Raw genomic sequence first — 25,365 nt, forward strand, 5'->3', positions numbered from 1 at the left:
TTGTTTAGATAGGTCGGCGGTTACTTCCGGATGCCTACAACAGCTTGCGTCGTTGCCTACCACTACGCCAGAATCCGCCGGCTTGTGCGCCTGGAGGGCCATCGGTAACTTGATTCGCGTCACTGATTTCCAGTGATCGGGTTTAGTAGCCCGTGGTTTCAAGCGTGATGCACAAGCATCTGTCAGTCGGGGATTTTGATTCCTGCGCTTGATGGTAGCTGTGCGCAGGGCACCTTCGGGTGCGCCGGCTTGCTCGAAACCCCGGTCTACTAACCTGCGTACAGTTGCCTCCACTTTGATTAGTAGCCAGAGCGGGGGCACTCCAATCAGGTTTCGAGCAAATGACTAAATCAACGCCACACCCGCCGGTCACCGACCCGGCCTCGCCATACGAATCCCTCGTCTCGAAAAAACTCAACGACGCCGCCGAACGCGCCCTCGACCACTACCTCAACCCCGCCGCCCTTATCTTGGCGAGCAACAATGAACCCGAGCCCATGTATTTCGCCAACCCGAAATACAACACCGAATCCCTGCTGGCCAACGCCAGTGAAACCTTGGGCTCAGCCAGCGTCATGCTCAACAACTTCGCCGCGATGCTCGACAACTCGCATCGCAAAACCGCGCTGGGGATCGCGCAGGTCGTCATGCTCGGTGAACTGGCAGTGAATCAGGCACTGGATCATGTCGAATTGAAGGAATAGTTCTACTCCGCAAAAAAACAACCCGCCTCTTGGTGGGTTATTTATCAGAGATTTAATACATCCAAATACACTGCCTCTATACGTTACCGACAGGCCTGTCTAAATCACCACTCTTATACCGATTTTATGAAATATCCGAAAAGAATATCGCAAACGACTATATAAAACTGTCATTTCTGTCAGGTTACAAAAAACAGACTTCCACCTAACCTCATCAACGTGATCCCGGAAAACCAACTTCGGACTGAAGTTCAGCCCGAGCCTTAAATATCGCGAGCAAAAGGTGAAGAAGATAATGCTTACTTTCCAAGGAACCGTCTCTGATACAGGCGAAAGCAATCCCGCCACACTTACATTTGATGACCTAAGCCAACAAGGCGGACAGTTAAATAATGGGAAAATGAAATATTACGGACTTAACTTTAAAGTCACCGGTAGCTATACCGCGAAGAGTTCCAGGTCTTTTAATCTTCAAGCAAAAGCAAAAGCCTCAGATGGAGATGAATATGGACACGGAGACAGTTCACTCACCATCAGCTTGAAATCGCCCGACGGCAACGATAATAAGTTGAACGGCACTGTTAAGGTTAACGCAGGCGGGCCGAATGTGGGTAAAACCTACAATATGAACTTCACAAGAGGGTAAGACCTGAACACAAAAAACCCGCCTCACGGCGGGTTTCTCATTGAAGCAGTTAAACGCTCAGGCTTAGTTAACCTTGGCGTTCAGCTCACCTTTCAGGTAACGCTGGTACATCGCTTCCAGCGAGATCGGTTTGATCTTCGAAGCATTACCGGCAGTACCAAACGCTTCATAACGAGCGATACACACATCACGCATTGCAGTCACGGTAGCGCCGAAGAATTTACGTGGGTCGAATTCGCTCGGGTTGGTGGCCATCAGGCGGCGCATGGCGCCGGTGGATGCCAGGCGCAGGTCGGTGTCGATGTTGACCTTGCGCACGCCGTGCTTGATGCCTTCGACGATTTCTTCAACCGGCACGCCGTAGGTTTCTTTGATGTCACCGCCGTACTGGTTGATGATCGCCAGCCACTCTTGCGGAACCGAAGACGAACCGTGCATCACCAGGTGAGTGTTCGGAATGCGCTTGTGGATCTCTTTGATGCGGTCGATCGCCAGCACGTCGCCGGTAGGTGGCTTGGTGAACTTGTAGGCGCCGTGGCTGGTGCCGATGGCGATGGCCAGGGCATCCACTTGGGTTTTCTTGACGAAGTCAGCGGCTTCTTCCGGGTCGGTCAGCATCTGGCTGTGATCCAGAACGCCTTCGGCGCCGATGCCGTCTTCTTCACCGGCCATGCCGGTTTCCAGCGAACCCAGGCAGCCCAGCTCGCCTTCTACCGAAACGCCGCAGGCGTGAGCCATGGCCACGGTTTGTTGGGTAACGCGGACGTTGTAGTCGTAGTCGGTCGGGGTCTTGCCGTCTTCGCCCAGCGAGCCATCCATCATCACCGAGCTGAAGCCCAGTTGAATCGAGCGCTGGCAGACGTCAGGGCTGGTGCCGTGGTCCTGGTGCATGCACACCGGAATGTGCGGGAATTCTTCGATCGCGGCCAGGATCAGGTGACGCAGGAATGGCGCGCCGGCGTATTTACGGGCGCCGGCCGAAGCCTGGACGATCACCGGGGAGTCAGTCTTGTCAGCGGCTTCCATGATCGCGCGCATCTGCTCAAGGTTGTTGACGTTGAAAGCTGGAACGCCGTAGCCGAACTCGGCTGCGTGGTCCAGCATCTGGCGCATGCTGATAAGTGCCATTGTGTGTGTCTCTCCCGGTTGAGGGTCGTTGATCGTGCCAGCCTGCCGGAGCGGCGGCGGCTATTCAAGTTAATGCAGATCGGGAGATGAGGCCCGGTCTGGTGATTCGGTATTACCAAAACCCTGTGAACAACAGAGAACCATTGTGGGAGCGAGCCTGCTCGCGAAAGCGGGCTGACAGACACTGCATCATCATCGGCAAGATCGCCTTCGCGAGCAGGCTCGCTCCCACATTTGGATCTCTGTACATCAAATCAATCGTGTTACTCAGCTTTGCAACCGCGGCCAATCAGGTCATTGGTGGCGACCCAGTACACCAGGCCTTCGTCACCCTTGACGTGAAATGCCAGCATGCCGTCGCTGTACAGCGTGCCCGAGGCGCCCGGCTCTTCTTTCAGGCGATAGACCTGATCACCGCCGCCGAGGCGGACGTCGACTTCCTTCTGGCCGGCATCGGCATAACGCCATAACACCTTGGCTTGACTGTCGCAGGTCCAGGTCGTCCAGTTGTCTGCCGGGACGGACGACTGAAACAGATTCAACTGCGCGCAACCGCCCAACAATGCCAACGCCGCAACGGCGATCAAGCCTTTCATCCGTGTTCCTCGACTGACAGCGCACGCCGCCAGCCCTGAGTTAAAGAGTCAGACCCGTCAAGGACAACCATGTTCCTTGACCGGGGTTTGCGTCTCATATTTGTCCAGACCGTCCGGACCGGAGCGCTTGTTCAGCACCGGGTTGGTTTCGGCCTGCCAGTCGGCCTGATAACAGCCCTTCTGCGGCTCGCTCGGTGCTGGCGTCGCGTCGGCCTTTGGGGTACTCCCGCAGGCTGCCAGCGTAACGCTCAGCAACAACAGCGCTAACGACTTGACCATGTCAACACTCCTTTGCCTGGCCAAACGGGCGGCCTCAGGCCTTGGCCCGGCTTTCCAGAACTTCAACGGCTGGCAGCACCTTGCCCTCGACGAATTCGAGGAACGCGCCACCACCGGTGGAAATGTAGGAGATTTGCTCAGCCACGCCATATTTATCGATCGCCGCCAGGGTGTCGCCACCGCCGGCGATGGAGAAAGCCGAGCTTTCGGCGATGGCCTGGGCGAGCACTTTGGTGCCGTTGCCGAACTGATCGAACTCGAACACGCCCACCGGGCCGTTCCACAGAATGGTGTTCGACGATTTCAGCAGCTCGGCGAAGTTGGCTGCGGTTTGCGGGCCGATGTCGAGAATCATGTCGTCTGCCGCCACGTCAGCGATCAGCTTGACGGTGGCTTCAGCGCTCTCTGCGAATTCTTTGGCAACCACCACGTCAACCGGCAGCGGCACGCTGACCTTGGCGGCGATTTCGCGGGCGGTGTCGAGCAGATCCGGCTCGTACAGCGACTTGCCGACCGGGTGGCCGGCAGCGGCGAGGAAGGTGTTGGCGATGCCGCCACCGACGATCAGCTGATCGCAGATCTGGCTCAGGCTGTTGAGCACGTCGAGTTTGGTCGAGACCTTGGAGCCGGCAACAATGGCCGCCATCGGCTTGGCCGGTGCGCCGAGGGCTTTGCCCAACGCGTCCAGTTCAGCCGCCAGCAACGGGCCAGCGGCAGCGACTTTGGCGAACCTGGCTACACCATGGGTCGAACCTTCGGCGCGGTGAGCAGTACCGAAGGCATCCATCACGAACACGTCGCACAGGGCCGCGTATTGCTGGGCCAGTTCATCGGCGTTCTTTTTCTCGCCCTTGTTGAAGCGCACGTTTTCGAACAGCACGATGTCGCCGGCCTTGACGTCAACGCCGCCGAGGTAATCAGCCACCAGCGGCACTTCGCGACCGAGGGCCTTGCTCAGGTAGTCGGCGACGGGCTTGAGGCTGTTCTCGGCGGAAAACTCGCCTTCGGTCGGACGGCCCAGGTGTGAGCAGACCATTACCGCCGCGCCTTTTTCCAGGGCCAGCCTGATGGTCGGCAGCGAAGCCAGGATACGCGCGTCGCTGGTGACAACACCGTCCTTGACGGGGACGTTGAGGTCTTCGCGGATCAATACGCGCTTACCTTGCAGATCGAGGTCGGACATCTTCAACACGGTCATGGGTCGCACTTCCTACGGTTTTTTTGAAGTTGCTGTTTGCAGATAGTGGTCTGCTACGTCCAGCATTCGGTTGGCAAAACCCCATTCGTTGTCGAACCAGGCCAGGATGTTTACCAGTTTGGGGCCGGAAACGCGGGTCTGACTGGCATCGACGATGGCCGAATGTGGGTCATGGTTGAAATCACAGCTGGCGTGCGGCAACTCGGTGTAGGCCAGAAGGCCTTTGAGCGGGCCGCTGGTGGCGGCTTCGCGCAGGATCCGGTTGACCTCGTTTGCGTCAGTCGCCGTGGCGGTCTGCATCGTGATGTCGAGGCAGGACACATTGACTGTCGGCACGCGCACGGCTTTGGCCTGAATTCGTCCGGCAAGTTCCGGCAGCAGGCGCTCGATACCGCGCGCCAGACCAGTGGACACCGGGATCACCGACTGGAACGCCGAGCGGGTGCGGCGCAGGTCTTCGTGATGATAGGCGTCGATCACCGGCTGATCGTTCATCGCCGAGTGAATCGTAGTGATCGACACGTAATCCAGACCGATCGCCTGATCAAGCAGGCGCAGTAGCGGCACGCCGCAATTGGTGGTGCAGGAGGCGTTGGAAACCAGCAACTCGTCGCCGGTCAGGCAGTCCTGGTTGACGCCGTAAACGATGGTGGCGTCGACATCCGCTTCGCTGGCCATCGGCTGCGAGAACAGCACCCGTGGCGCGCCGGCATCGAGAAAACGCTGACCATCGGCCCGGGTGTGGTAAGCGCCGGAACATTCAAGCACCAGATCGACGCCCAGCGACGCCCAATCGATGCCTTCGGGGGTGGCACTGCGCAGGACTTTCACGCAGTCGCCATTGATATGCAGACAATCGCCCTCGACCCGCACTTCGCCGGGAAAGCGGCCGTGAGTGGAGTCGAAGCGTGTCAGGTATTCGATGCTGGCCATGTCCGCCAGATCGTTGATCGCGACAATTTCAAACCCGGCCTTGTCGCCGCGCTCGAACAACGCCCGCAAGACGCAACGACCAATGCGGCCGTAGCCGTTGAGTGCAACTTTGTAGGGACGCGGTTGAGGCATGGGGTTCTCGATAGAATTCGCTAACAACACAACCCTTGTAGGAGCTGACGAGTGAAACGAGGCTGCGATCTTTTGATCTTGTTTTTAAGATCAAGATCAAAAGATCGCAGCCTTCGGCAGCTCCTACAGGAGGAACGCGGCGGCCAAAGCCACCGCATTCCTGCTGCTTAGTCTTCCAGCAGTTCTTCAGCCTGACCGAGGATGTTTTCCAGGGTAAAGCCGAACTCCTCGAACAGCGCCGAAGCCGGCGCGGATTCGCCGTAGGTGGTCATGCCGATCACGCGACCTTCCAGACCCACGTACTTGAACCAGAAGTCGGCGTGAGCCGCTTCGATGGCGATACGCGCGCTGACCTGCAACGGCAGCACCGATTGCTTGTAACCAGCGTCCTGTGCATCGAAAGCGCTGGTGCATGGCATCGACACCACACGAACCTTGCGGCCCTGCCCGGTCAGTTTGTCAAAGGCCTGCACGGCCAGACCGACTTCCGAACCGGTGGCAATCAGGATCAGCTCAGGCTCGCCTGCGCAGTCCTTGAGTACATAACCACCACGGCTGATATTGGCAATCTGGCCAGCATCGCGCTCCTGGTGCTGCAGGTTCTGCCGCGAGAAGATCAGCGCCGACGGGCCGTCCTTGCGCTCCAGAGCGTTTTTCCAGGCCACCGCCGATTCCACGGCGTCGGCTGGACGCCAGGTGTCGAGGTTCGGCGTGCTGCGCAGGCTGGTCAGTTGCTCGATCGGCTGGTGCGTCGGGCCGTCTTCGCCCAGACCGATGGAGTCGTGAGTGTAGACGTGGATCACACGCTTCTTCATCAGTGCCGACATACGCACGGCGTTGCGCGCGTATTCCATGAACATCAGGAAGGTCGCGCCGTAAGGCACCAGACCGCCGTGCAGGGCAACGCCGTTCATGATCGCGGTCATGCCGAACTCGCGCACGCCGTAGTACATGTAGTTGCCGCTGGCGTCTTCAGCGGTGACGCCTTTGCAGCCTTTCCACAGGGTCAGGTTGGAACCGGCGAGGTCAGCCGAACCACCGAGCATTTCCGGCAGCAGCGGGCCAAAAGCGTTGAGGGTGTTCTGGCTGGCTTTGCGGCTGGCAATGGTTTCGCCCTTGGCCGCGATTTCGGCGATGTAGGCCGAGGCTTTTTCCGAGAAGTCGGCCGGCAGTTCGCCGCTCAGACGACGGATCAGCTCGTTGGCTTCGGTCGGGAACGCAGCGGAGTAGGCGGCGAAACGCTGATCCCACTCGGCTTCCACCGCGCGACCAGCTTCTTTGGCGTCCCACTCGGCATAAATGTCGGCGGGGATTTCGAACGGGCCGTAGTTCCAGTTCAGCGCCTGACGGGTCAGGGCGATTTCCGCGTCACCCAGCGGGGCGCCGTGGCAGTCTTCCTTGCCTTGCTTGTTCGGCGAACCGAAACCGATGGTGGTCTTGCAGCAGATGAGGGTCGGCTGAACGCTCTTGCGCGCGGTTTCGATGGCAGTCTTGATCTCTTCCGGATCGTGGCCGTCGACGTTGCGGATCACCTGCCAGTTGTAGGCTTCGAAACGCTTCGGGGTGTCATCGGTAAACCAGCCTTCAACTTCACCGTCGATGGAAATGCCGTTGTCATCGTAGAAGGCGATCAGCTTGCCCAGGCCCAGCGTGCCGGCCAGGGAAGCGACTTCGTGGGAAATGCCTTCCATCATGCAGCCATCACCGAGGAACACGTAGGTGTGGTGATCGACGATGTTGTGGCCGGGACGGTTGAACTGCGCAGCCATGACTTTCTCGGCCAGCGCAAACCCGACGGCATTGGCCAGGCCCTGACCCAGCGGGCCTGTGGTGGTTTCGACGCCCGGGGTGTAACCGAATTCCGGGTGGCCCGGGGTACGGCTGTGCAGTTGACGGAATTGCTTGAGGTCGTCGATCGACAGGTCGTAACCGGTCAGGTGCAGCAGCGAGTAGATCAACATCGAGCCGTGGCCGTTGGACAGCACGAAGCGGTCACGGTCGGCGAAAGACGGGTTGCTCGGGTTGTGCTTGAGGTAGTCGCGCCACAGCACTTCGGCAATATCTGCCATACCCATAGGGGCACCGGGATGGCCGCTGTTGGCTTTTTGCACGGCATCCATGCTGAGGGCACGAATGGCGTTGGCACGCTCACGACGGCTAGGCATCGCTGATCTCCTGGGTGTGAATAGACTGAAACGGAAAAAAGGAGGGCATTTTCCCTCACCCATGCGCCTCGGGGCAATGACAGATAGTCATCGGCGGGCGTTTTTCCAATCGATAGCACGGGTTTCGCCTGGTGAAACCTTTCCGCTATTCGTTTGTAGAGACTACCGCCCGGTGAGAAGTGCCATTTATCGAGCAATATCAAAACTTTTTGATATTGCCCTTGCGATGCTTGGGCCCCGTCTCTAGACTGCCAGCCCATGAACTTACGCGTGCCTTCCATTCGCCATGACGATTGCGACGAGCTGGCGGCCCTGTGCAAGGCCGGCGGCGATCCGCTGCGGTTGAATGTATTACGCGCGCTGGCCAACGATTCGTTCGGTGTGCTGGAGCTCGCGCAGATTTTCGGCATTGGCCAGTCTGGGATGAGTCATCACCTCAAAGTGCTGGCGCAGGCCGATCTGGTAGCGACACGCCGCGAAGGCAATGCGATTTTTTATCGCCGCGCCCTGCCCCACAGCGAATTGCTCGGCGGCAAGTTGCATGCGGCATTGTTAGAAGAAGTCGACAACCTGGCCCTGCCGGATGACGTGCAAGCACGGATTGAACAGGTCCACGGGCAACGCGCCGCCGCCAGCCAGGACTTCTTCGCTCGGGTTGCGGAGAAATTCCGTGCCCAGCAGGATCTGATCGCCGGCCTGCCGCAGTATCGCGACAGCGTGCTGGCCCTGCTCGACAAGTTGACTTTCAATGGTGTTGCCACCGCCATCGAGGTCGGCCCCGGTGACGGCGCTTTCCTGCCGGAGCTGGCGCGCCGCTTCCACGCCGTGACAGCGCTGGACAACAGCCCGGCGATGCTCGAACTGGCGCGTCAGGTGTGTGAACGCGAGCAACTGGCTAACGTCAGCCTGCAATTGGCCGATGCATTGAACGGCAGCAGCCTCAAGGCCGATTGCGTGGTGTTGAACATGGTGTTGCACCATTTCGCCGCCCCGGCCGATGCGCTCAGGCACATGGCCGATTTGCTGCAACCGGGCGGTAGCCTGCTCGTGACAGAGTTATGCAGCCACAATCAGAGTTGGGCCAGGGAGGCCTGCGGTGATCTCTGGTTGGGGTTTGAACAGGACGATCTGGCCCGTTGGGCCACCGCTGCGGGACTCGTTCCCGGGGAAAGCCTCTATGTAGGCTTACGTAATGGTTTCCAGATTCAGGTTCGCCACTTTCAGCGACCGGCTGGCGACACTCACCATCGGTAAATTCAGGAAAACATCGAGATGAGCGAATACTCCCTCTTCACCTCCGAGTCCGTGTCTGAAGGACATCCGGACAAAATCGCCGACCAGATTTCCGATGCGGTGCTGGACGCCATTATTGCCCAGGACAAACATGCTCGCGTGGCGGTGGAAACCCTGGTCAAGACCGGTGTGGCCATCGTTGCCGGTGAAGTGACCACCAGCGCCTGGGTCGATCTGGAGCAGATCGTTCGTGACGTGATTTGCGACATCGGCTACACCAGCTCCGAAGTCGGCTTCGACGGCGCGACCTGCGGCGTGATGAACATCATCGGCAAGCAGTCTCCTGACATCAACCAGGGCGTTGACCGTGCCAAGCCTGAAGATCAGGGCGCCGGCGACCAGGGCCTGATGTTCGGCTACGCCAGCAACGAAACCGACGTGCTGATGCCAGCCCCGATCACCTTCTCGCACCAGTTGGTGCAGCGTCAGGCCGAAGCCCGCAAGTCGGGCCTGCTGCCTTGGCTGCGTCCGGACGCCAAGTCGCAAGTGACTTGCCGTTACGAAGGCGGCAAGGTTGTCGGTATCGACGCCGTGGTGCTGTCGACCCAGCACAATCCTGAAGTGTCGTACAAAGACCTGCGCGAAGGCGTGATGGAGCTGATCGTCAAGCACGTTCTGCCTGCCGAACTGCTGAGCAAGGACACCCAGTTCCACATCAACCCGACCGGCCAGTTCATCATTGGCGGCCCGGTAGGTGATTGCGGTCTGACCGGTCGCAAGATCATCGTCGACAGCTACGGCGGCATGGCCCGTCACGGCGGCGGTGCATTCTCCGGCAAGGATCCATCGAAGGTTGACCGTTCGGCTGCCTACGCTGGCCGTTACGTTGCCAAGAACATCGTCGCTGCCGGCCTGGCCGAGCGCTGCGAGATCCAGGTGTCCTACGCGATCGGTGTGGCCCAGCCTACATCGATCTCGCTGAACACCTTCGGCACCGGCAAGATCAGCGACGACAAGATCATCAAACTGGTGCGTGAAGTGTTCGACCTGCGTCCATACGCAATCACCACCATGCTCGATCTGCTGCACCCGATGTACCAGGAAACCGCAGCCTACGGCCACTTCGGTCGCGCCCCGCAGACCAAGACCGTTGGCGAAGACAGCTTCACCACGTTCACCTGGGAAAAAACCGACCGCGCCGACGCCCTGCGTTCTGCCGCTGGCCTGTAATACCCTGGCTGCATGAAAGCCCCGCACGGTTCACGCCGTGCGGGGCTTTTTCATGAAAGAGCAAAAGATCGCAGCCTTCGGCAGCTCCTGCTTTGGAATGCGTTTCCCGTAGGAGCTGCCGAAGGCTGCGATCTTTTGACTTTGATGTAACGAAATACCCCGCAAAACACCCATCCCACCTTGCTCTAAATTCTGACTAGCCTTCAAGAACTATCCCGGAGCAAGGATGCTCACGATGCGCTCGCTGCTTGTCTTAATGCTGATTGTTGTTGCCCATCCTACCCTCGCCAACTGCCCCGACTGGACTGTTCTCAAAGCCCAGAAGGAAATTACCGCCCTGCAAAACCGGATCGACCAATGGGACGACGCCTATCACCGCGAAGGCCGTTCACTGATCGCCGACGAGCTCTACGACCAATCCCTGTTGCGGCTCAGCGAATGGCGCAACTGCTTCAACCAACCTTCACCACCGCAGCCCTTGCGCACAGCATCAGGCGCGGTCGCCCACCCCATCCCCCACACCGGCCTGAACAAGCTGCATAAAGCCGAAGACGTGGCCGATTGGCTGCGCGATCGCCACAACGTCTGGGTGCAACCCAAAGTCGATGGCGTCGCCGTCACGCTGATCTACCGCCAGGGAATATTGCAGCAGGCCATCAGTCGCGGCGACGGGGTCACTGGTCAAGACTGGACAGTCTCGGCGCGCAAGATCGCTACCATTCCGCAACGCCTGACGCAGCCACGGGATCTGCTGGTACAGGGCGAACTCTATTGGCGCCTGAACGCGCATGTTCAATCACAGTCCGGCAGCGTCAATGCCCGCGCCAACGTGGCCGGGCTCATGGGGCGTAAAACCCTCGATGCCGAACAGGCCGCAGGGATCGGTCTGTTCGTCTGGGACTGGCCGCAAGGCCCTGTGGATTTGCCTGAACGGTTGGCAGAACTGCGGGCATTGGGATTCGCCACAACCGAGCCCTATACACAAGCCATCAGCCGATTCGAAGAAGCGCAAAAATGGCGCGAGCACTGGTATCGCTCTCCCCTGCCCTTTGCCAGCGACGGCATAGTGCTGCGCCAGAGCCAGCGTCCACCCGCCGAACGCTGGCAGGCTCGGGCGCCGTACTGGGCGATCGCCTGGAAATATCCCTTCGCCCAGGCGTTGGCCGAAGTGCGCAAGGTCAATTTCAGGATCGGCCGCACCGGGCGCATCACGCCGGTGCTGGAACTGCTGCCGGTCAGACTGGATGACCGCGAGATCAAACGGGTCAGTGTCAGCTCGCTCAAGCGTTGGCAGACACTGGATATCCGTCCCGGCGATCAGGTGGCTATAAGCCTGGCCGGGCTGACTATCCCGCGACTCGACAGTGTCGTGCTGCGCGCCAGCGACCGCGCAGAGCTCAACATCCCCAGCGCCGGCGACTACCATGCCTTGAGTTGCTGGCAACCGACGCCTGGTTGTGAAAGCCAGTTTCTTGCCCGTCTGACCTGGCTGAGCGGCAAACAGGGTCTGGCCATGCGCAATGTCGGGCGCGGCACGTGGGAGAAACTTTTGGAAACAGGCCGTCTGAAACATCTGCTGGATTGGCTGACCCTCGATGCGCCAGAGCTTGCTAACATTGCCGGCCTCGGCGAACGCAGCAGCGCGCGCCTTATCCACAGTTTCAACGACGCGCGGCAACAGCCGTTCGCTCAGTGGCTGAAAGCGCTGGGCATGCCGCCGACCGGGCAGGCACAACTTGCCGATTCGTGGCAGGCGCTGGCACAACGCGACACTGAACAATGGCAGGCAGAAGCCGGCATAGGCCCGGGACGCGCCGCGCAGCTGAGCGCATTCTTTCGCGACCCGCAGGTACTGGCATTAAGCGACACCTTGCGAGCCGCCGGAATCGACGGCTTCTGAACATGCATTCCCCGCCAACCGGGAACCCAACGGCCGGCCGGGCGCTCCAACAGCGCAGTGCCCTCCAACCCCGATTGCCTTTGCACATGGAGCTTTTATGAAATTTCTCGCACCGCTCGCCCTGCTCACCCTGTGCGGCGTCATGGCCGCCCCGGTAACAGCCGAAGAAGACGGCCCGGGCCTGACCGGTTGCGCGGCCAAGAAACAGGGCATCATCAATCAGATTGAACAGGCCAAATCGCGCGGCAACATGCAGCAGCAGGCGGGTCTGGAAACCGCTCTGCGTGAAGTGACCGAGCACTGCACCGACGCCGGGCTGAAGAAGGAACGTGAGAACAAGGTACTTGAGGCCAAGCATGAGGTGAGCCAGCGTCAGGCGGATCTCGACAAGGCCATGAAGAAAGGCGATCCGGAGAAGATCAACAAGCGCAAAGACAAGCTGGCCGAGTCCCGCAAGGAGCTGCAGGAAGCGCTGGACGAAATCGATAAGTAAGATCCGGGTTTCGTGGCGAATGGCAACCCGCTTTCGCGAGCAGGCTCGCTCCCACACTGGAATGCATATCCCCTGTGGGAGCGAGCCTGCTCGCGAAGGCGTCAGTTCAGACTACACAAATCAATGATCCCGAAACTCTTTATGGCAAGCACTGCAGGCATCTTCGACTTTCTGCACGGCCGGCCCAAGGTTGCTGGCCTTGTACGGCTGAACCTGACTGGCGACCACCAACTCACCGGTAGCCGCTTCGAGGGCGCGGGCCAGCTCCTGAAAACGCGCCTGCTTTTGCCAGACGTCGTCCCTGGCGCTGGTGTGTTCTTCTTCGCGCACCTGCGCAAAATGCTTCCATGGTTCATGGGACAACGCATCGAGTCTGACCGCGCCCTCGGCAAATTTCGACCCGTCGAAGGGGATGCGCCCACGCAACATGCCGCCAAGGTCTTCGCTGGTCTTGAGCATCTGTTTGAAGATGGCCTTGCGCTGGCCCAACGGCGAATTCGGGTCGACACCGCCACAGGCGGACAAAGTCAGACAGGCCAGCAATACAACAGCAATTCGTTTGAAAGTCATGGTGGCTTCAGGTCGCGGAAATCGGCGGCCAGTATCCTCGGGTCACCGGCAAACACCAATAGCCCTATTAAAAATACGGGTTGCTCAAGCGCATGGAGCACTTGGGCAACCGGCACAGGAATCACTCCATGAACAGCCGCTTTACGGCCTGGCGTCACCCACTGCTCGTCACCCTTCCACTGCTGGCGATCCTTGCCGGCTGCACCGGCGGCGACAGCGCAAAGCCTGCAACTCACGCGCTGGCGACTTATTCCAGCGCAACCTGGGAAGCGTTACCAGCTGTCTCCGACGGCGATCTGGTCGCCGGTTTCGGCTCGTGGCGCAGCGCCTGCACACGACTGAAAGCCGACGCAGTCTGGGGCCCGACCTGCGCTGCGGCGGCCAATGTGCCGCAAAGCGCCGGCGAGATTCGCGCATTCCTCAAGCAGAACCTGGATGTCTTCGGCCTGCGCGCCGAGAACGACAACCCCAACGGCCTGATCACTGGCTACTACGAACCGGTGTACCCCGGCAGCCTGACGCCAACCGCAACGGCAAACGTCCCGGTGTACGGCGTGCCCGAAGACATGATCATTGTCTCGCTGGACAGCATTTACCCGGAGCTGAAAGGCAAGCGCCTGCGCGGCCGCCTCGAAGGTCGCGTGCTCAAGCCTTACGACGACGCTGCAACCATTGAGTCCAAAGGTGTGAAAGCGCCAGTGGTGGCTTATTTGACCGATCCGATGAACCTGCAATTTCTGCAAATCCAGGGTTCTGGCCGGATCCAGACGCAGGACGGCAAACAACTGCGCATCGCCTACGCCGATCAGAACGGCCACCCGTACCGGCCGATCGGTCGCTGGCTGGTCGAGCAAGGCGAGCTGAAGAAAGAAGACGTGACCATGAGTGCAATCAGCAACTGGGCCAAGGCCAACCCGACGCGCATCCCGGAACTGCTCGCCAGCAACCCGAGCTACGTGTTCTTCACCCGCAATCCGGACAGCAACGAAGGCCCGCGCGGCTCGCTGAACGTACCGTTGACCGCCGGCTACAGCGCGGCGGTGGATCGCAAGGTGATTCCGTTGGGCAGCCTGTTATGGCTGTCCACCACCAAACCGGATGGCACACCGCTGGTGCGCCCGGTGGCCGCGCAGGACACCGGTGGCGCAATTGCCGGCGAGGTACGTGCGGATCTGTTCTGGGGCACTGGCGATGCGGCCGGGCAACTGGCCGGGGACATGAAGCAGCAGGGGCAAATCTGGATGCTTTGGCCTAAAGGGGCATCGCTGCCGCAGGTGCCTCAGGTGGCCGACAAACCTTAACAGCAACAGATCGCAGCCTGCGGCAGCTCCTACACGGTTGAACACAAATCCAGTGTAGGAGCTGCCGAAGGCTGCGATCTTTTGACCTTGCTTTTAAATGGACACAAAGAAGAACGAAGCAATCAACGCCATCCCGATAAACCATACCACCGAACGCAGTGCAGCCCAGTCGGCCAGGTAGCAAATGATGTAGAGCAGGCGGCTGGTGATAAACAGCACGGCCAGCACATTGACCGTCACCAGCTCGGCAGTGCCTACCAAATGCGCGACGATCACCGCAGCAGCAAATGCCGGGGTCACTTCAAAGCTGTTAAGTTGCGCGGCGTGGGCTCGACGGGCCACGCCATCGACGCTATCGAGAAAGTCCCGTGGGTCGTAGTTGTCCTTCAGCCGGAAACCGCCGGTCGCCTTCGCCACGATCGTGCACACGTAAGGCAGAAAAATCGCGATCAACACACACCACAGAGCCACCGTCATAACGTCGTCCTTTTTCGATTGGGGAAATTCACGAGCGGTCAGTACTTCATCACCAACTCAGAGCTAAGAGCCGTGCGCGGCCGAAAGGTTCTTTGCGGCCAGACATCCCTGACAACAGCGCTGATTGCGAGGGTCGTTATGCCACCCGGTCAGTTATTGATTCGCCATGTGTCGGCAGCTGTTTATACTGCACCCCACCACGCCGTACTCAGCTGCACACCAAAAAATTCCAATAATAGCTGCCTGCTCCGCTTTCCTTGTGAAATCGGACGCTGGCACGCGTATGCCTGATCAAAGCGTCAAGACTACTGACAGAGACCTTGCGCATGCCCCTCGCCTTGCTTGCACTTGCTGTTGCCGCGTTCGGCATCGGCACCACCGAATTCGTCATCATGGGCCTGCTGCCCGATGTCGCCCGCGACCTCGCCGTGAGCATTCCACACGCCGGTTTGCTGATCACCGGTTATGCCTTGGGCGTGGTATTTGGCGCGCCGATCCTGGCGGTCGGCACCGCCAATATGCCGCGTAAAGCGACACTACTGGGCATGACGCTGATGTTCATCCTCGGCAACGTGCTCTGCGCGCTGGCACCGAACTACGCAACGCTGATGGCCGCGCGGGTCGTTACCGCGCTGTGCCATGGGGCGTTCTTCGGCATTGGCTCGGTGGTTGCCGCCGGACTGGTTGCGCCGAACAAACGTGCACAGGCCATTGCGATGATGTTCACCGGCCTGACCCTGGCCAATGTGCTTGGTGTGCCGCTGGGCACAGCGCTGGGTCAGTACGCCGGCTGGCGTTCGACCTTCTGGGCGGTGTCGGTGATCGGTGTCGTCGCGGCGTTGGCGCAATGGCTATGGCTGCCCAGACACATCGCAATGGACAAGGCCAACCTCGCCAGCGAATTCAAAGTGCTGGGCAAGGCCAACGTACTGCTGGCACTGGGCATGAGTGTGCTGGCCTCGACCAGCCTGTTCAGCGTGTTCACTTATATCGCGCCGATTCTGCAGGACATCACCGGCGTCAGCCCGCATGGCGTGACGGTGATGCTGCTGTTGTTCGGCGTCGGCCTGACAGCGGGCAGCATGCTCGGCGGGCGTCTGGCCGATAGTCGCTTGCTGCCGTCGCTGGTCGGTGTGGCGTTGGCGGTCGTGGTGATTCTGGCAGCGTTCAGCCAGACCAGTCGTTCGGTTATTCCAGCGGCGATCACGCTGGTGCTGTGGGGGATTTTCGCCTTTGCGCTGTGCCCGATTCTGCAGTTGTTGATCATCGACCAGGCGCACGAAGCGCCGAATCTGGGTTCGACGCTCAATCAGAGCGCGTTCAACCTCGGCAACGCGGCAGGCGCCTGGATCGGCGGGCTGGTGGTGGCCAGTGGCGCGGATCTGGCGGACTTGCCGTGGACAGGCGCGCTGGTTGGCGTGCTGACTGTGCTGACCGCGCTGCTGTTCATTTACATGCAACGTCGGCGGGCGGTTGCAGTGGATGTCTCCGATTAACCTTTGCAAGCTCCCTCGCCACAGGGAATCCGTGTTGTGCCCCCTGTCGGTATTCGCCCATCCAACCCTTGCACCAACGACTCGGTGCACTGTCTTTTTACCCTCTTCCCGAAGGACCCCGGATGCTTGAACTTGTCGCCGCTTTCATCTGCCTCACGACCCTCCTGACCTTCGTCAATTTCCGCTTCATCGGCCTGCCGCCAACCATCGGCGTGATGGTCACCGCGCTGCTGTTCTCGCTGATTCTGCAAGGCCTCAGCGTGCTCGGTTTTCCTGGCCTCGAAGAGCGAGTGCAGCAACTGATCGGCCAGATCGACTTCGGCGATCTGTTGATGAACTGGATGCTGTCGTTCCTGCTGTTCGCCGGAGCTCTGCACGTCAATCTGAACGATTTGCGCAGCTACCGCTGGCCGATCGGCCTGCTGGCCACCTTCGGCGTGTTGATCGCCACGGTAGTGATCGGCAGCCTGGCCTTCTACATCTTTGCCCTGTTCGGCTGGCACGTGAGTTTCCTGTACTGCCTGTTGTTCGGCGCACTGATCTCGCCGACCGACCCGATTGCGGTACTCGGTGTGTTGCGTACCGCCAACGCCTCGAAACCACTGAAAACCACCATCGTCGGCGAATCGCTGTTCAACGACGGCACGGCAGTCGTGGTGTTTACCGTACTGCTGGGCATCGCCCAGCTCGGCGCAACCCCGACCGTCAGCGCCACGGCCATGCTGTTCGTCCACGAGGCGATTGGGGGCGTGCTGTTCGGTGGGCTGATCGGCTATCTGGTCTATCGGATGATCAAAAGTGTCGAGCAGCATCAGATCACCGTGATGCTGACGCTGGCCCTGGTGATCGGCGGTTCGGCAATGTCCACCGAGCTGCATGTCTCGGCGCCGATCGCGATGGTGGTCGCCGGTCTGATCATCGGCAATCTCGGACGCAATCTGGCAATGAACGACATGACCCGGCGCTACCTCGACGGCTTCTGGGAGCTGCTCGATGACATGCTCAACGCCCTGCTGTTTGCGCTGATCGGTATGGAATTGTTGCTACTGCCGTTCAACTGGCTGCACATAGCCGCAGCAGGTCTGCTGGCGGTGGCGATTCTGCTGTCGCGCCTGCTCACTGTGGCACCGGCGATCCTCTTGCTGCGCCGCTGGCGCTCGGTGCCGGCTGGCACGATCCGGATTCTGACCTGGGGCGGTTTGCGCGGCGGCGTTTCGGTGGCGCTGGCCCTGGCGCTGCCGCTGGGACCGGAACGCGATCTGCTGCTGAGCATCACCTACATCGTGGTGCTGTCATCGATCCTGTTGCAGGGCCTGACCATCGGCAAACTGGTCAAGCACGCGACGCGCAATGAGCCCGCCGCTGCGCCTGAACCCGCTGACCATTGATCATTTCCTGATCGGCTGCGGGTCGGGTTCTACAGCCTGATCCGCAGGCTCCTTCGGCGCACCGCTTTCACTGCGGATCTGTGCGTGGCTGATCAGCGCGAAGATAAAGCTGCCGCCGATGATGTTGCCCGCCAGCGTCGGTCCGGCGAACACTGCCCAGAAATCACTCCACGGCAATTCGCCGGCAAATACCAGGTACGAGACTTCCGCCGATCCCACGACGATGTGGGTGAAATCGCCCAGCGCCATGAAGTAGGTGATAAGGATGATGATCCACATCTTCGCACTCTCCATGGACGGAATCATCCACACCATGGTGGCGATCATCCAGCCGGAAACAATGCCCTTGGCGAACATTTGACTGGCACTGTGCTCCATGACCTTGCGGCCGATTTCGAGGAAGGCGACGTCGGTCTTGCTGTCGAAGATCGGCAGTTCCAGCATCACGTAGGCAACCAGAATCGTCCCGCAGAGGTTGCCGACCAACACGACGCTCCACAGGCGGATCAAGCGGGCGAAATTCAGCAGTGTCGGCTTGGTCATCACCGGCAGCACGGCGGTCAGGGTGTTTTCGGTGAACAGTTGCTGGCGCGCGAGGATCACTGCGAGGAAACCCGCGCAGTAACCGAAACTGGCGATCACCTTGAACTCGTCACCCTCGGGCAGACGCGAATTGAGTAAACCCATGCCCATCAGGGACAGGCCCATGGTCAGGCCGGCCGCCAGCGCCGACCACCACAGCGCGGCGATGCTGCGCTCCAGCTCCTGATCGCCCTGGGTGCGGATGATTTCATGCAGAACGGCCGCGCGCGGCGGCTGGCTCTTCTCGACTTCGTGCTGTTCCTGGGCCGAGAGATCGGGGGTCTTGTCGCTGGTGGGGGTGGTCATGGCGTGTGAACCAGTGGGGGGCTTTCAGCTACGACCGTTGCGCTTGGGAATACGTTCTGTAGGCACCCCACAAATGCACGGCCGAACAATGTAGGAGCTGCCGAAGGCTGCGATCTTTTGATCTTGATTTTTGAAGACCAAGATCAAAAGATCGCAGCCTTCGGCAGCTCCTACAGGGCTCGCATTACCCGCTGATGGCCTCGTCATCCTTGAACTGGTCTTTCACATATTTGATCTCGGTGCGCCCGTGCGGCGCCGGCAGGCCGTCTTCACCGAGGTTGACGAAGACCATTTTCTCGACGGTCAGAATGCTCTTGCGAGTGATCTTGTTGCGCACTTCGCAGGTCAGGGTGATCGAGGTGCGGCCGAATTCTGTGGCTGTGATGCCCAGCTCGATGATGTCGCCCTGACGCGAAGCGCTGACGAAGTTGATTTCCGAGATGTACTTGGTCACCACGCGCTGGTTGCCCAACTGCACGATGGCGTAGATCGCCGCTTCTTCATCGATCCAGCGCAACAGGCTGCCACCGAACAGGGTGCCGTTGGGGTTGAGGTCTTCGGGTTTTACCCATTTGCGGGTGTGGAAATTCATGGGGGGGGCTCCTGGGTCGAGGCGTTTGAGCGTTAGGGGTATTGGCCCCCAGCTTCAAGTTTTAAGCTACAAGCTGCAAGTAAAAGCCGATCAGCTTGTCGCTTGCAGCTTGCAACTTGCAGCTCAAAGACAGCTATAATCGCCACCGTTTCAAAAAACGGTAACGTTCACTGGCTACCGTTTTCCCGCCACCTGTCCGAGGGGCGCTGCAGCAGGTTCGACCTGTCAGGCTCGGATGGGGCGTTGACCGGCTCAAGCCGGACACTAAACGCACAACGGCGCCCATTCGCATACATTACGAATGGAGGCTCTTCATGAGCGCTGTCAACACGCCTGCCGATTTTACCGATTACAAAGTTGCCGACATGTCCCTGGCTGCCTGGGGCCGTCGCGAAACCATCATCGCCGAATCGGAAATGCCTGCCCTGATGGGTCTGCGCCGCAAGTACGCTTCCGAGCAGCCGCTCAAGGGCGCAAAAATCCTCGGCTGCATCCACATGACCATTCAGACTGCCGTGCTGATCGAAACCCTGGTTGCCCTGGGTGCCGAAGTACGCTGGTCGTCCTGCAACATTTTCTCCACTCAGGATCAGGCCGCTGCCGCTATCGCTGCCGCCGGTATCCCGGTGTTCGCCTGGAAAGGCGAGACTGAAGAAGAGTACGAGTGGTGCCTGGAGCAGACCATCCTGAAAGATGGCCAGCCATGGGACGCCAACATGATCCTCGACGATGGCGGCGACCTGACCGAGCTGCTGCACAAGAAATACCCGCAAGTGCTGGATCGCGTTCACGGCGTCACCGAAGAAACCACCACCGGCGTACACCGTTTGCTGGACATGCTGGCCAAGGGCGAGCTGAAGATCCCTGCGATCAACGTCAACGATTCGGTGACCAAGTCCAAGAACGACAACAAGTACGGCTGCCGTCACAGCCTGAACGATGCGATCAAGCGCGGCACCGACCACCTACTGTCCGGCAAGCAAGCGCTGGTCATCGGTTACGGTGACGTGGGCAAGGGCTCGGCACAGTCGCTGCGTCAGGAAGGCATGATCGTCAAGGTATCCGAAGTCGATCCGATCTGCGCCATGCAAGCCTGCATGGACGGTTTCGAACTGGTGTCGCCGTTCATCGACGGTATCAACGACGGTTCCGAAGCAAGCATCGACAAAGCGCTGCTGGGCAAGATCGACCTGATCGTGACCACTACCGGTAACGTCAATGTTTGCGACGCGAACATGCTCAAGGCCCTGAAAAAGCGCGCCGTGGTCTGCAACATCGGTCACTTCGACAATGAAATCGACACCGCTTTCATGCGCAAGAACTGGGCATGGGAAGAAGTCAAGCCACAGGTGCACAAGGTTCACCGTACCGGTGCCGGCAGCTTCGATCCACAGAACGACGACTACCTGATCCTGCTGGCCGAAGGCCGTCTGGTGAACCTGGGCAACGCCACCGGTCACCCGAGCCGCATCATGGACGGTTCGTTCGCCAACCAGGTGCTGGCGCAGATCTTCCTGTTCGGTCAGAAATACGCCGACCTGTCGCCAGCGCAGAAAGCCGAGCGTCTGACCGTTGAAGTCCTGCCGAAGAAACTCGACGAAGAAGTGGCTCTGGAAATGGTGCGCGGCTTCGGCGGCGTGGTCACTCAGTTGACCAAGCAACAGGCTGACTATATCGGCGTTACCGTCGAAGGCCCGTTCAAGCCGCACGCCTACCGCTACTAACAGGCGCTGAATGCTCGCTCTCCCTGTGGGAGCGAGCTTGCTCGCGAAAGCGGTTTATCATTCAGCATCAATGTTGTCTGACCCGCCGCTTTCGCGAGCAGGCTCGCTCCCACACGGGATTGCAGCGCCTCGAAGGTTCTTGTTTTCAAGGGTATGACCATGTCCCAAGACCGTCGCTACAGCTTCGAGTTTTTCCCGACCAAGACCGATGCCGGGCAGGAAAAGCTGCTCGCCACTGCCCGTCAGCTGGCCACCTACAATCCCGATTTCTTTTCCTGCACCTACGGCGCTGGCGGTTCGACCCGTGATCGCACGCTCAACACCGTGTTGCAGCTGGAAAGCGAAGTCAAAGTACCGGCCGCTCCACACCTGTCGTGCGTCGGCGACAGCAAGGCCGACCTGCGCGGTCTGCTGAACGAGTACAAGGCAGCCGGCATCAAGCGCATCGTCGCCCTGCGTGGTGACCTGCCGTCCGGCATGGGCATGACCAGCGGTGAGCTGCGTCACGCCAACGAGCTGGTGGAATTCATTCGTGAAGAAACCGGTGATCATTTCCACATCGAAGTCGCCGCTTACCCGGAGATGCATCCGCAAGCGCGCAACTACGAAGACGATCTCGCCAACTTCGTACGCAAGGCCCGCGCCGGCGCCGACAGCGCGATCACCCAGTACTTCTTCAACGCCGACAGCTACTTCTACTTCGTCGATCGCTTGCAGGCACTGGGCGTGGATCTGCCGATCGTGCCGGGAATCATGCCGATCACCAACTACAGCAAACTCGCGCGCTTCTCCGACGCCTGCGGTGCGCAAATCCCGCGCTGGATCCGCAAGCAACTGGAAGCCTACGGCGATGACACGCAAAGCATCCAGCGCTTTGGCGAACAAGTCGTCAGCGATATGTGCGAACGCCTGCTGCAGGGCGGCGCACCGGGGCTGCATTTCTACTCCATGAACCAGGCCGAACCTAGCCTGGCGATCTGGAACAACCTGAAATTGCCGCGTTGAAATAGCCGCAAGTTTCAAGCTGCAAGCGACATGCAAGAGCAAAAAGATCGCAGCCTTCGGCGGCTCCTACAGGGTCGTCGATGTTGCGATCTTGTGCGTTTGGAGCCCGCGAAACAGAGCTTGTGCAGGCAGTTTCTGGCTCTTTGCGGTTTCTCGTCGTAATCTCCAGCCATGCCTTTGATCACGCAACTATTCGCCGTGCTGGTTTTCGCTTGCCTGAGCTTCGCCGCTCGAGGCGAGAAGTTGCGTATTGTCACCGAGCCCTGGGCGCCGTACGTTTACGAAGAGGACGGCAAGAATCTCGGGCTGGACTACGAAACCACCGCCATCGTGTTCAAGCGTCTGGGCATTGAAGTCGAGTGGCAGTTCCTGCCGTGGAAGCGCTGCCTGTCGATGCTGGAAACCGGTCAGGCCGACGGTGCGCTGGACATCTTTCATAGCGCCGAACGCGACGCCACCCTGCTCTACCCCAGCGAACCGTTGTCCGACGTCGAGTTCGTGATGTTCTACGCCAACGATCGACCGCACCCGTTCCGCTCGCTCGAAGAACTCAAAGGCCTGACCATCGGCACCTCGCCAGGCTATCTGTACAGCCCCGATTTCAGTCAATCGAACCTGTTCAGCCGCGAGCCGGCGCCAACCCATGAAGCCAACTTCGGCAAACTGGTACGTGCTCGAATCGACTTGCTGATCACCGATCGCCGTGTCGGACAGCATTTGCTCGATGAACTTAAGATTCGCGATCTGATTACTGAAAATCCCACTGTTATCAGCCGCCAGAGCCAGTTTCTGGCGGTTCGGCGCAATTCCGGCATGGATTTGCTGGTGCAGCGTTTCGGCGCCGAGCTCAAGCGTTTCAAGCGTGAACCGGCCTACGCCGAGCTGAGCGCGCGCTATGGCGCTGCGCCCGTCGACAGTGCCGTGCTGCGCTCGACCGCGGCGCGCGATGAAACCGTTGAGCAGCAGGAACGCAGCGCGCAGTGATTGCTCTGTTATACTCCGGCGTTCCCGCCAGGCTCACGCCCGGACGCCCGGAACCGTGACAGGCCTCTCGACCCGCTACAGCGCAGCTTTCAGCCCGCGCGAGCGCTCCTGACGTGCCTTCGGAACCGCCGCTGGACCGGACGGGATTGCGTCCTCTTAAACGTGATTCGCGCCAGGCAAGACTCCCATTGGGCCAAGCCCTAACTAAAACAGGATTACTCATGTCCTTTGCTTCCCTCGGTCTCTCCGAGGCTTTAGTCCGCGCCATCGAAGATGCGGGCTATACCGAGCCTACTCCGGTGCAACAGCGGGCCATTCCCGCCGTGTTGCAAGGTCGCGACCTGATGGTCGCGGCTCAGACAGGTACCGGTAAAACCGGCGGCTTCGCCCTTCCGATTCTGGAGCGGTTGTTTCCCAACGGTCACCCGGACAAATCCCAGCGTCACGGCCCGCGCCAACCGCGCGTACTGGTCCTGACCCCGACCCGCGAACTCGCGGCCCAGGTGCACGAGAGCTTCAAGATTTACGCCCGTGACCTGAAATTCGTCAGCGCCTGCATCTTCGGCGGCGTCGGCATGAACCCGCAGGTTCAGGCCATGTCCCGTGGCGTCGACGTCCTCGTCGCCTGCCCGGGTCGCTTGCTCGACCTCGCCGGCCAGGGCAGCGTCGATCTGTCCCACGTTGAAATCCTCGTGCTCGACGAAGCCGACCGCATGCTCGACATGGGCTTCGTGCACGACGTGAAGAAAGTCCTCGCACGCCTGCCGGCCAAGCGCCAGAACCTGCTGTTCTCGGCGACGTTCTCCAAAGACATCACCGACCTTGCCGGCAAACTGCTGCACAACCCTGAACGCATCGAAGTCACACCGCCGAACACCACGGTCGAGCGCATCGAGCAACGCGTCTTCCGTCTGCCGGCCAGCCACAAGCGCGCACTGCTGGCGCACCTGATCACCGCCGGCGCGTGGGAACAGGTTCTGGTCTTCACCCGCACCAAGCACGGCGCCAACCGTCTCGCTGAATACCTGGACAAACACGGCCTGCCGGCGGTGGCGATCCACGGTAACAAGAGCCAGAACGCCCGCACCAAAGCCCTGGCCGACTTCAAGGCCGGCGAAGTGCGCATTCTGGTCGCCACCGACATCGCCGCTCGTGGTCTGGACATCGATCAGTTGCCACATGTGGTCAACTTCGAGCTGCCGAACGTCGATGAAGACTACGTGCACCGTATCGGCCGTACTGGCCGAGCCGGTCGTTCGGGCGAGGCGATCTCGCTGGTCGCACCGGACGAAGAAAAGCTGCTGAAAAGCATCGAGCGCATGACCAAACAGAAGATTGCCGACGGCGATCTGATGGGCTTCGATTCGAGCACCATCGAAGCCGAGAAGCCGGAAGCCCGTGAGCGTCCGGACATCCGCAACCCGCGCAATTCCCGTGGCCCGCGCGGCGACGGCCCGAATGGCGGCGGCGGTGGTGGCGGTCGCAAGGACAAAGGCAAAGACAAGGGCAAGGAAAAGCCGGCCGGTGATCGTGGCGAGCGCCCTGCCCGTCAGCAGAAACCGCGCGAGGGTACGCCGAGCCGCGACCAACGCCCGAGCCAGCCACCGCGTGCAGCGGCTGACCGTGCCCCGGACGAATTCCTCGACGACGATATCGATAACTTCGGCAATCGTGTCGACTATGTGCCGAAAGCCGCTCCTGCCGGCGGCCGTGGCCGTCGTCCGGGCGCACCGGCGCAAGGCGCTGGCGCACCACGCGGCGGTCAGCCACAAGGTCGTCAGAACGGTCCGCGCAACAGCAACGGTTCGAGCACTGGCACCCCACCAGCCAAACGCAGCGGCCCGCGCAATGGCGCTCCGCGTGACGGTCAGGGTCGTCGTGACGAATCCGCCCCACGCAACCGCCGCCCGGCGCGCGACGATCAGCCACGCAGCGAACCGGCTGTGCAGAACCCGCGCAGCAACGGCCCGAAGATCATGCACAAGGAATCGAAAGCCGACCGCTTCCCGACGCCTGAGCAGCTCGATCAACTGCCAAGCCGCCCGCGTGGCGAGAAACCAGCCCTGCTGACCCGCAATCGCTGAGTTTCAAGCCGCAATGAAAAATGCCCCGATTCGAAAGAGCCGGGGCATTTTTTATGAGCGCTGCAAATCGCTTTGCGTAGGAGCTGCCGAAGGCTGCGATCTTTTGATCTTAAAAAATCAAGATCAAAAGATCGCAGCCTTCGGCAGCTCCTACAAGGGATCTGCGTTGTGGCAATAAAAAACGCCCCCGGCCTTTCGACCGGGGGCGTTTTTGTGTGG

At 60.1% G+C, this 25,365-nt stretch carries 23 protein-coding genes and 1 riboswitch; of the genes, 13 read left to right on the plus strand and 10 right to left on the minus strand.

Annotation, left to right across the window (positions count from 1 at the left end):
- Nucleotides 1-341: 341 nt before the first annotated feature.
- Nucleotides 342-704 carry a DUF6124 family protein gene (locus VNV36_RS08015; protein ID WP_325717292.1) on the plus strand — a complete coding sequence of 121 codons (363 nt, stop codon included), beginning with the start codon at nucleotides 342-344 and terminating at the stop codon, nucleotides 702-704.
- 295 nt (nucleotides 705-999) lie between these two features.
- Complete coding sequence (locus tag VNV36_RS08020; RefSeq protein ID WP_325717293.1) at nucleotides 1,000-1,350, plus strand: hypothetical protein; 351 nt, start codon at nucleotides 1,000-1,002, stop codon at nucleotides 1,348-1,350.
- Between the two features lie 63 nt (nucleotides 1,351-1,413).
- Here VNV36_RS08020 and fba read toward each other — a convergent pair whose 3' ends face one another.
- The 6 genes from fba to tkt form a co-directional block, all read right to left on the minus strand.
- The gene (fba, locus tag VNV36_RS08025; protein ID WP_325717294.1) at nucleotides 1,414-2,478 is read right to left on the minus strand and encodes a class II fructose-bisphosphate aldolase; all 1,065 of its coding nucleotides are present in this window, start codon (nucleotides 2,476-2,478) and stop codon (nucleotides 1,414-1,416) included.
- Between the two features lie 263 nt (nucleotides 2,479-2,741).
- On the minus strand, nucleotides 2,742-3,074 hold the full coding sequence (locus VNV36_RS08030; protein WP_325717295.1) for an MliC family protein: 333 nt from the start codon (nucleotides 3,072-3,074) through the stop codon (nucleotides 2,742-2,744).
- A gap of 57 nt (nucleotides 3,075-3,131) precedes the next feature.
- A complete protein-coding gene (locus tag VNV36_RS08035; protein WP_325717296.1) occupies nucleotides 3,132-3,353 on the minus strand; it encodes a hypothetical protein in 222 nt (73 codons plus the stop codon).
- A gap of 34 nt (nucleotides 3,354-3,387) precedes the next feature.
- Entirely contained in the window at nucleotides 3,388-4,551 is a 1,164-nt protein-coding gene (locus VNV36_RS08040; protein ID WP_325717297.1) for a phosphoglycerate kinase, read from the minus strand.
- A 12-nt stretch (nucleotides 4,552-4,563) separates the two neighbouring features.
- Nucleotides 4,564-5,616 (minus strand): erythrose-4-phosphate dehydrogenase, encoded by a 1,053-nt coding sequence (epd, locus tag VNV36_RS08045; protein ID WP_325717298.1) that lies wholly within the window; start codon nucleotides 5,614-5,616, stop codon nucleotides 4,564-4,566.
- Between the two features lie 167 nt (nucleotides 5,617-5,783).
- Entirely contained in the window at nucleotides 5,784-7,781 is a 1,998-nt protein-coding gene (gene tkt / locus VNV36_RS08050) for a transketolase (RefSeq protein ID WP_325717299.1), read from the minus strand.
- Between the two features lie 258 nt (nucleotides 7,782-8,039).
- Between tkt and VNV36_RS08055 the strand changes: the two genes are divergently transcribed.
- From VNV36_RS08055 to VNV36_RS08070, 4 genes are all read left to right on the plus strand, one after another.
- On the plus strand, nucleotides 8,040-9,035 hold the full coding sequence (locus VNV36_RS08055) for an ArsR/SmtB family transcription factor (protein WP_325717300.1): 996 nt from the start codon (nucleotides 8,040-8,042) through the stop codon (nucleotides 9,033-9,035).
- 18 nt (nucleotides 9,036-9,053) lie between these two features.
- Nucleotides 9,054-10,244 (plus strand): methionine adenosyltransferase, encoded by a 1,191-nt coding sequence (gene metK, locus VNV36_RS08060; RefSeq protein ID WP_024014624.1) that lies wholly within the window; start codon nucleotides 9,054-9,056, stop codon nucleotides 10,242-10,244.
- A 235-nt stretch (nucleotides 10,245-10,479) separates the two neighbouring features.
- Entirely contained in the window at nucleotides 10,480-12,144 is a 1,665-nt protein-coding gene (gene ligB, locus VNV36_RS08065) for an NAD-dependent DNA ligase LigB (RefSeq protein ID WP_325717301.1), read from the plus strand.
- 97 nt (nucleotides 12,145-12,241) lie between these two features.
- Nucleotides 12,242-12,637, plus strand: coding sequence for a DUF1090 domain-containing protein (locus VNV36_RS08070; RefSeq protein ID WP_325717302.1), 396 nt, complete (start codon nucleotides 12,242-12,244; stop codon nucleotides 12,635-12,637).
- 120 nt (nucleotides 12,638-12,757) lie between these two features.
- Here VNV36_RS08070 and VNV36_RS08075 read toward each other — a convergent pair whose 3' ends face one another.
- Nucleotides 12,758-13,207 carry a c-type cytochrome gene (locus tag VNV36_RS08075; RefSeq protein ID WP_325717303.1) on the minus strand — a complete coding sequence of 150 codons (450 nt, stop codon included), beginning with the start codon at nucleotides 13,205-13,207 and terminating at the stop codon, nucleotides 12,758-12,760.
- A 128-nt stretch (nucleotides 13,208-13,335) separates the two neighbouring features.
- On the opposite strand from VNV36_RS08075, the gene mltA reads away from it, so the two are divergent.
- Nucleotides 13,336-14,508, plus strand: a complete 1,173-nt coding sequence (mltA, locus tag VNV36_RS08080) for a murein transglycosylase A (RefSeq protein WP_325717304.1) — start codon at nucleotides 13,336-13,338, stop codon at nucleotides 14,506-14,508.
- A 93-nt stretch (nucleotides 14,509-14,601) separates the two neighbouring features.
- Here mltA and VNV36_RS08085 read toward each other — a convergent pair whose 3' ends face one another.
- Nucleotides 14,602-14,985, minus strand: a complete 384-nt coding sequence (locus tag VNV36_RS08085; RefSeq protein ID WP_325717305.1) for an MAPEG family protein — start codon at nucleotides 14,983-14,985, stop codon at nucleotides 14,602-14,604.
- Nucleotides 14,986-15,311: 326 nt separating this feature from the next.
- Here VNV36_RS08085 and VNV36_RS08090 point away from each other — a divergent pair, with 326 nt between their 5' ends.
- The gene (locus VNV36_RS08090; RefSeq protein WP_325717306.1) at nucleotides 15,312-16,481 is read left to right on the plus strand and encodes an MFS transporter; all 1,170 of its coding nucleotides are present in this window, start codon (nucleotides 15,312-15,314) and stop codon (nucleotides 16,479-16,481) included.
- Nucleotides 16,482-16,603: 122 nt separating this feature from the next.
- Nucleotides 16,604-17,869 (plus strand): cation:proton antiporter, encoded by a 1,266-nt coding sequence (locus tag VNV36_RS08095; protein WP_325717307.1) that lies wholly within the window; start codon nucleotides 16,604-16,606, stop codon nucleotides 17,867-17,869.
- Here VNV36_RS08095 and VNV36_RS08100 read toward each other — a convergent pair whose 3' ends face one another.
- Entirely contained in the window at nucleotides 17,870-18,757 is an 888-nt protein-coding gene (locus VNV36_RS08100) for a formate/nitrite transporter family protein (protein WP_325717308.1), read from the minus strand. It lies immediately after the preceding gene.
- Between the two features lie 184 nt (nucleotides 18,758-18,941).
- A complete protein-coding gene (locus tag VNV36_RS08105; RefSeq protein WP_325717309.1) occupies nucleotides 18,942-19,349 on the minus strand; it encodes an acyl-CoA thioesterase in 408 nt (135 codons plus the stop codon).
- A 192-nt stretch (nucleotides 19,350-19,541) separates the two neighbouring features.
- Nucleotides 19,542-19,640: riboswitch (S-adenosyl-L-homocysteine riboswitch) on the plus strand.
- Nucleotides 19,641-19,663: 23 nt separating this feature from the next.
- Here VNV36_RS08105 and ahcY point away from each other — a divergent pair.
- From ahcY to rhlE2, 4 genes are all read left to right on the plus strand, one after another.
- A complete protein-coding gene (gene ahcY, locus VNV36_RS08110; RefSeq protein ID WP_039757587.1) occupies nucleotides 19,664-21,073 on the plus strand; it encodes an adenosylhomocysteinase in 1,410 nt (469 codons plus the stop codon).
- Between the two features lie 159 nt (nucleotides 21,074-21,232).
- Nucleotides 21,233-22,078: a methylenetetrahydrofolate reductase [NAD(P)H] gene (metF, locus tag VNV36_RS08115; protein WP_325717310.1), complete on the plus strand. Its 846-nt coding sequence runs from the start codon at nucleotides 21,233-21,235 to the stop codon at nucleotides 22,076-22,078.
- A 171-nt stretch (nucleotides 22,079-22,249) separates the two neighbouring features.
- Nucleotides 22,250-23,062, plus strand: coding sequence for a substrate-binding periplasmic protein (locus VNV36_RS08120; protein ID WP_325717311.1), 813 nt, complete (start codon nucleotides 22,250-22,252; stop codon nucleotides 23,060-23,062).
- 221 nt (nucleotides 23,063-23,283) lie between these two features.
- Complete coding sequence (rhlE2, locus tag VNV36_RS08125; protein ID WP_325717312.1) at nucleotides 23,284-25,146, plus strand: RNA helicase RhlE2; 1,863 nt, start codon at nucleotides 23,284-23,286, stop codon at nucleotides 25,144-25,146.
- Nucleotides 25,147-25,365: the final 219 nt, after the last annotated feature.

Source organism: Pseudomonas sp. (assembly GCF_035554175.1).
Lineage (GTDB): Bacteria > Pseudomonadota > Gammaproteobacteria > Pseudomonadales > Pseudomonadaceae > Aquipseudomonas.

What these genes read in the sequence shown, in the direction of transcription:
- VNV36_RS08015 (WP_325717292.1), top strand. Translation starts at nt 342, where the DNA reads ATGACTAAATCAACGCCACACCCGCCGGTCACCGACCCGGCCTCGCCA.
- VNV36_RS08020 (WP_325717293.1), top strand. Translation starts at nt 1,000, where the DNA reads ATGCTTACTTTCCAAGGAACCGTCTCTGATACAGGCGAAAGCAATCCC.
- fba (WP_325717294.1), bottom strand. Translation starts at nt 2,478, where the DNA reads ATGGCACTTATCAGCATGCGCCAGATGCTGGACCACGCAGCCGAGTTC.
- VNV36_RS08030 (WP_325717295.1), bottom strand. Translation starts at nt 3,074, where the DNA reads ATGAAAGGCTTGATCGCCGTTGCGGCGTTGGCATTGTTGGGCGGTTGC.
- VNV36_RS08035 (WP_325717296.1), bottom strand. Translation starts at nt 3,353, where the DNA reads ATGGTCAAGTCGTTAGCGCTGTTGTTGCTGAGCGTTACGCTGGCAGCC.
- VNV36_RS08040 (WP_325717297.1), bottom strand. Translation starts at nt 4,551, where the DNA reads ATGACCGTGTTGAAGATGTCCGACCTCGATCTGCAAGGTAAGCGCGTA.
- epd (WP_325717298.1), bottom strand. Translation starts at nt 5,616, where the DNA reads ATGCCTCAACCGCGTCCCTACAAAGTTGCACTCAACGGCTACGGCCGC.
- tkt (WP_325717299.1), bottom strand. Translation starts at nt 7,781, where the DNA reads ATGCCTAGCCGTCGTGAGCGTGCCAACGCCATTCGTGCCCTCAGCATG.
- VNV36_RS08055 (WP_325717300.1), top strand. Translation starts at nt 8,040, where the DNA reads ATGAACTTACGCGTGCCTTCCATTCGCCATGACGATTGCGACGAGCTG.
- metK (WP_024014624.1), top strand. Translation starts at nt 9,054, where the DNA reads ATGAGCGAATACTCCCTCTTCACCTCCGAGTCCGTGTCTGAAGGACAT.
- ligB (WP_325717301.1), top strand. Translation starts at nt 10,480, where the DNA reads ATGCGCTCGCTGCTTGTCTTAATGCTGATTGTTGTTGCCCATCCTACC.
- VNV36_RS08070 (WP_325717302.1), top strand. Translation starts at nt 12,242, where the DNA reads ATGAAATTTCTCGCACCGCTCGCCCTGCTCACCCTGTGCGGCGTCATG.
- VNV36_RS08075 (WP_325717303.1), bottom strand. Translation starts at nt 13,207, where the DNA reads ATGACTTTCAAACGAATTGCTGTTGTATTGCTGGCCTGTCTGACTTTG.
- mltA (WP_325717304.1), top strand. Translation starts at nt 13,336, where the DNA reads ATGAACAGCCGCTTTACGGCCTGGCGTCACCCACTGCTCGTCACCCTT.
- VNV36_RS08085 (WP_325717305.1), bottom strand. Translation starts at nt 14,985, where the DNA reads ATGACGGTGGCTCTGTGGTGTGTGTTGATCGCGATTTTTCTGCCTTAC.
- VNV36_RS08090 (WP_325717306.1), top strand. Translation starts at nt 15,312, where the DNA reads ATGCCCCTCGCCTTGCTTGCACTTGCTGTTGCCGCGTTCGGCATCGGC.
- VNV36_RS08095 (WP_325717307.1), top strand. Translation starts at nt 16,604, where the DNA reads ATGCTTGAACTTGTCGCCGCTTTCATCTGCCTCACGACCCTCCTGACC.
- VNV36_RS08100 (WP_325717308.1), bottom strand. Translation starts at nt 18,757, where the DNA reads ATGACCACCCCCACCAGCGACAAGACCCCCGATCTCTCGGCCCAGGAA.
- VNV36_RS08105 (WP_325717309.1), bottom strand. Translation starts at nt 19,349, where the DNA reads ATGAATTTCCACACCCGCAAATGGGTAAAACCCGAAGACCTCAACCCC.
- ahcY (WP_039757587.1), top strand. Translation starts at nt 19,664, where the DNA reads ATGAGCGCTGTCAACACGCCTGCCGATTTTACCGATTACAAAGTTGCC.
- metF (WP_325717310.1), top strand. Translation starts at nt 21,233, where the DNA reads ATGTCCCAAGACCGTCGCTACAGCTTCGAGTTTTTCCCGACCAAGACC.
- VNV36_RS08120 (WP_325717311.1), top strand. Translation starts at nt 22,250, where the DNA reads ATGCCTTTGATCACGCAACTATTCGCCGTGCTGGTTTTCGCTTGCCTG.
- rhlE2 (WP_325717312.1), top strand. Translation starts at nt 23,284, where the DNA reads ATGTCCTTTGCTTCCCTCGGTCTCTCCGAGGCTTTAGTCCGCGCCATC.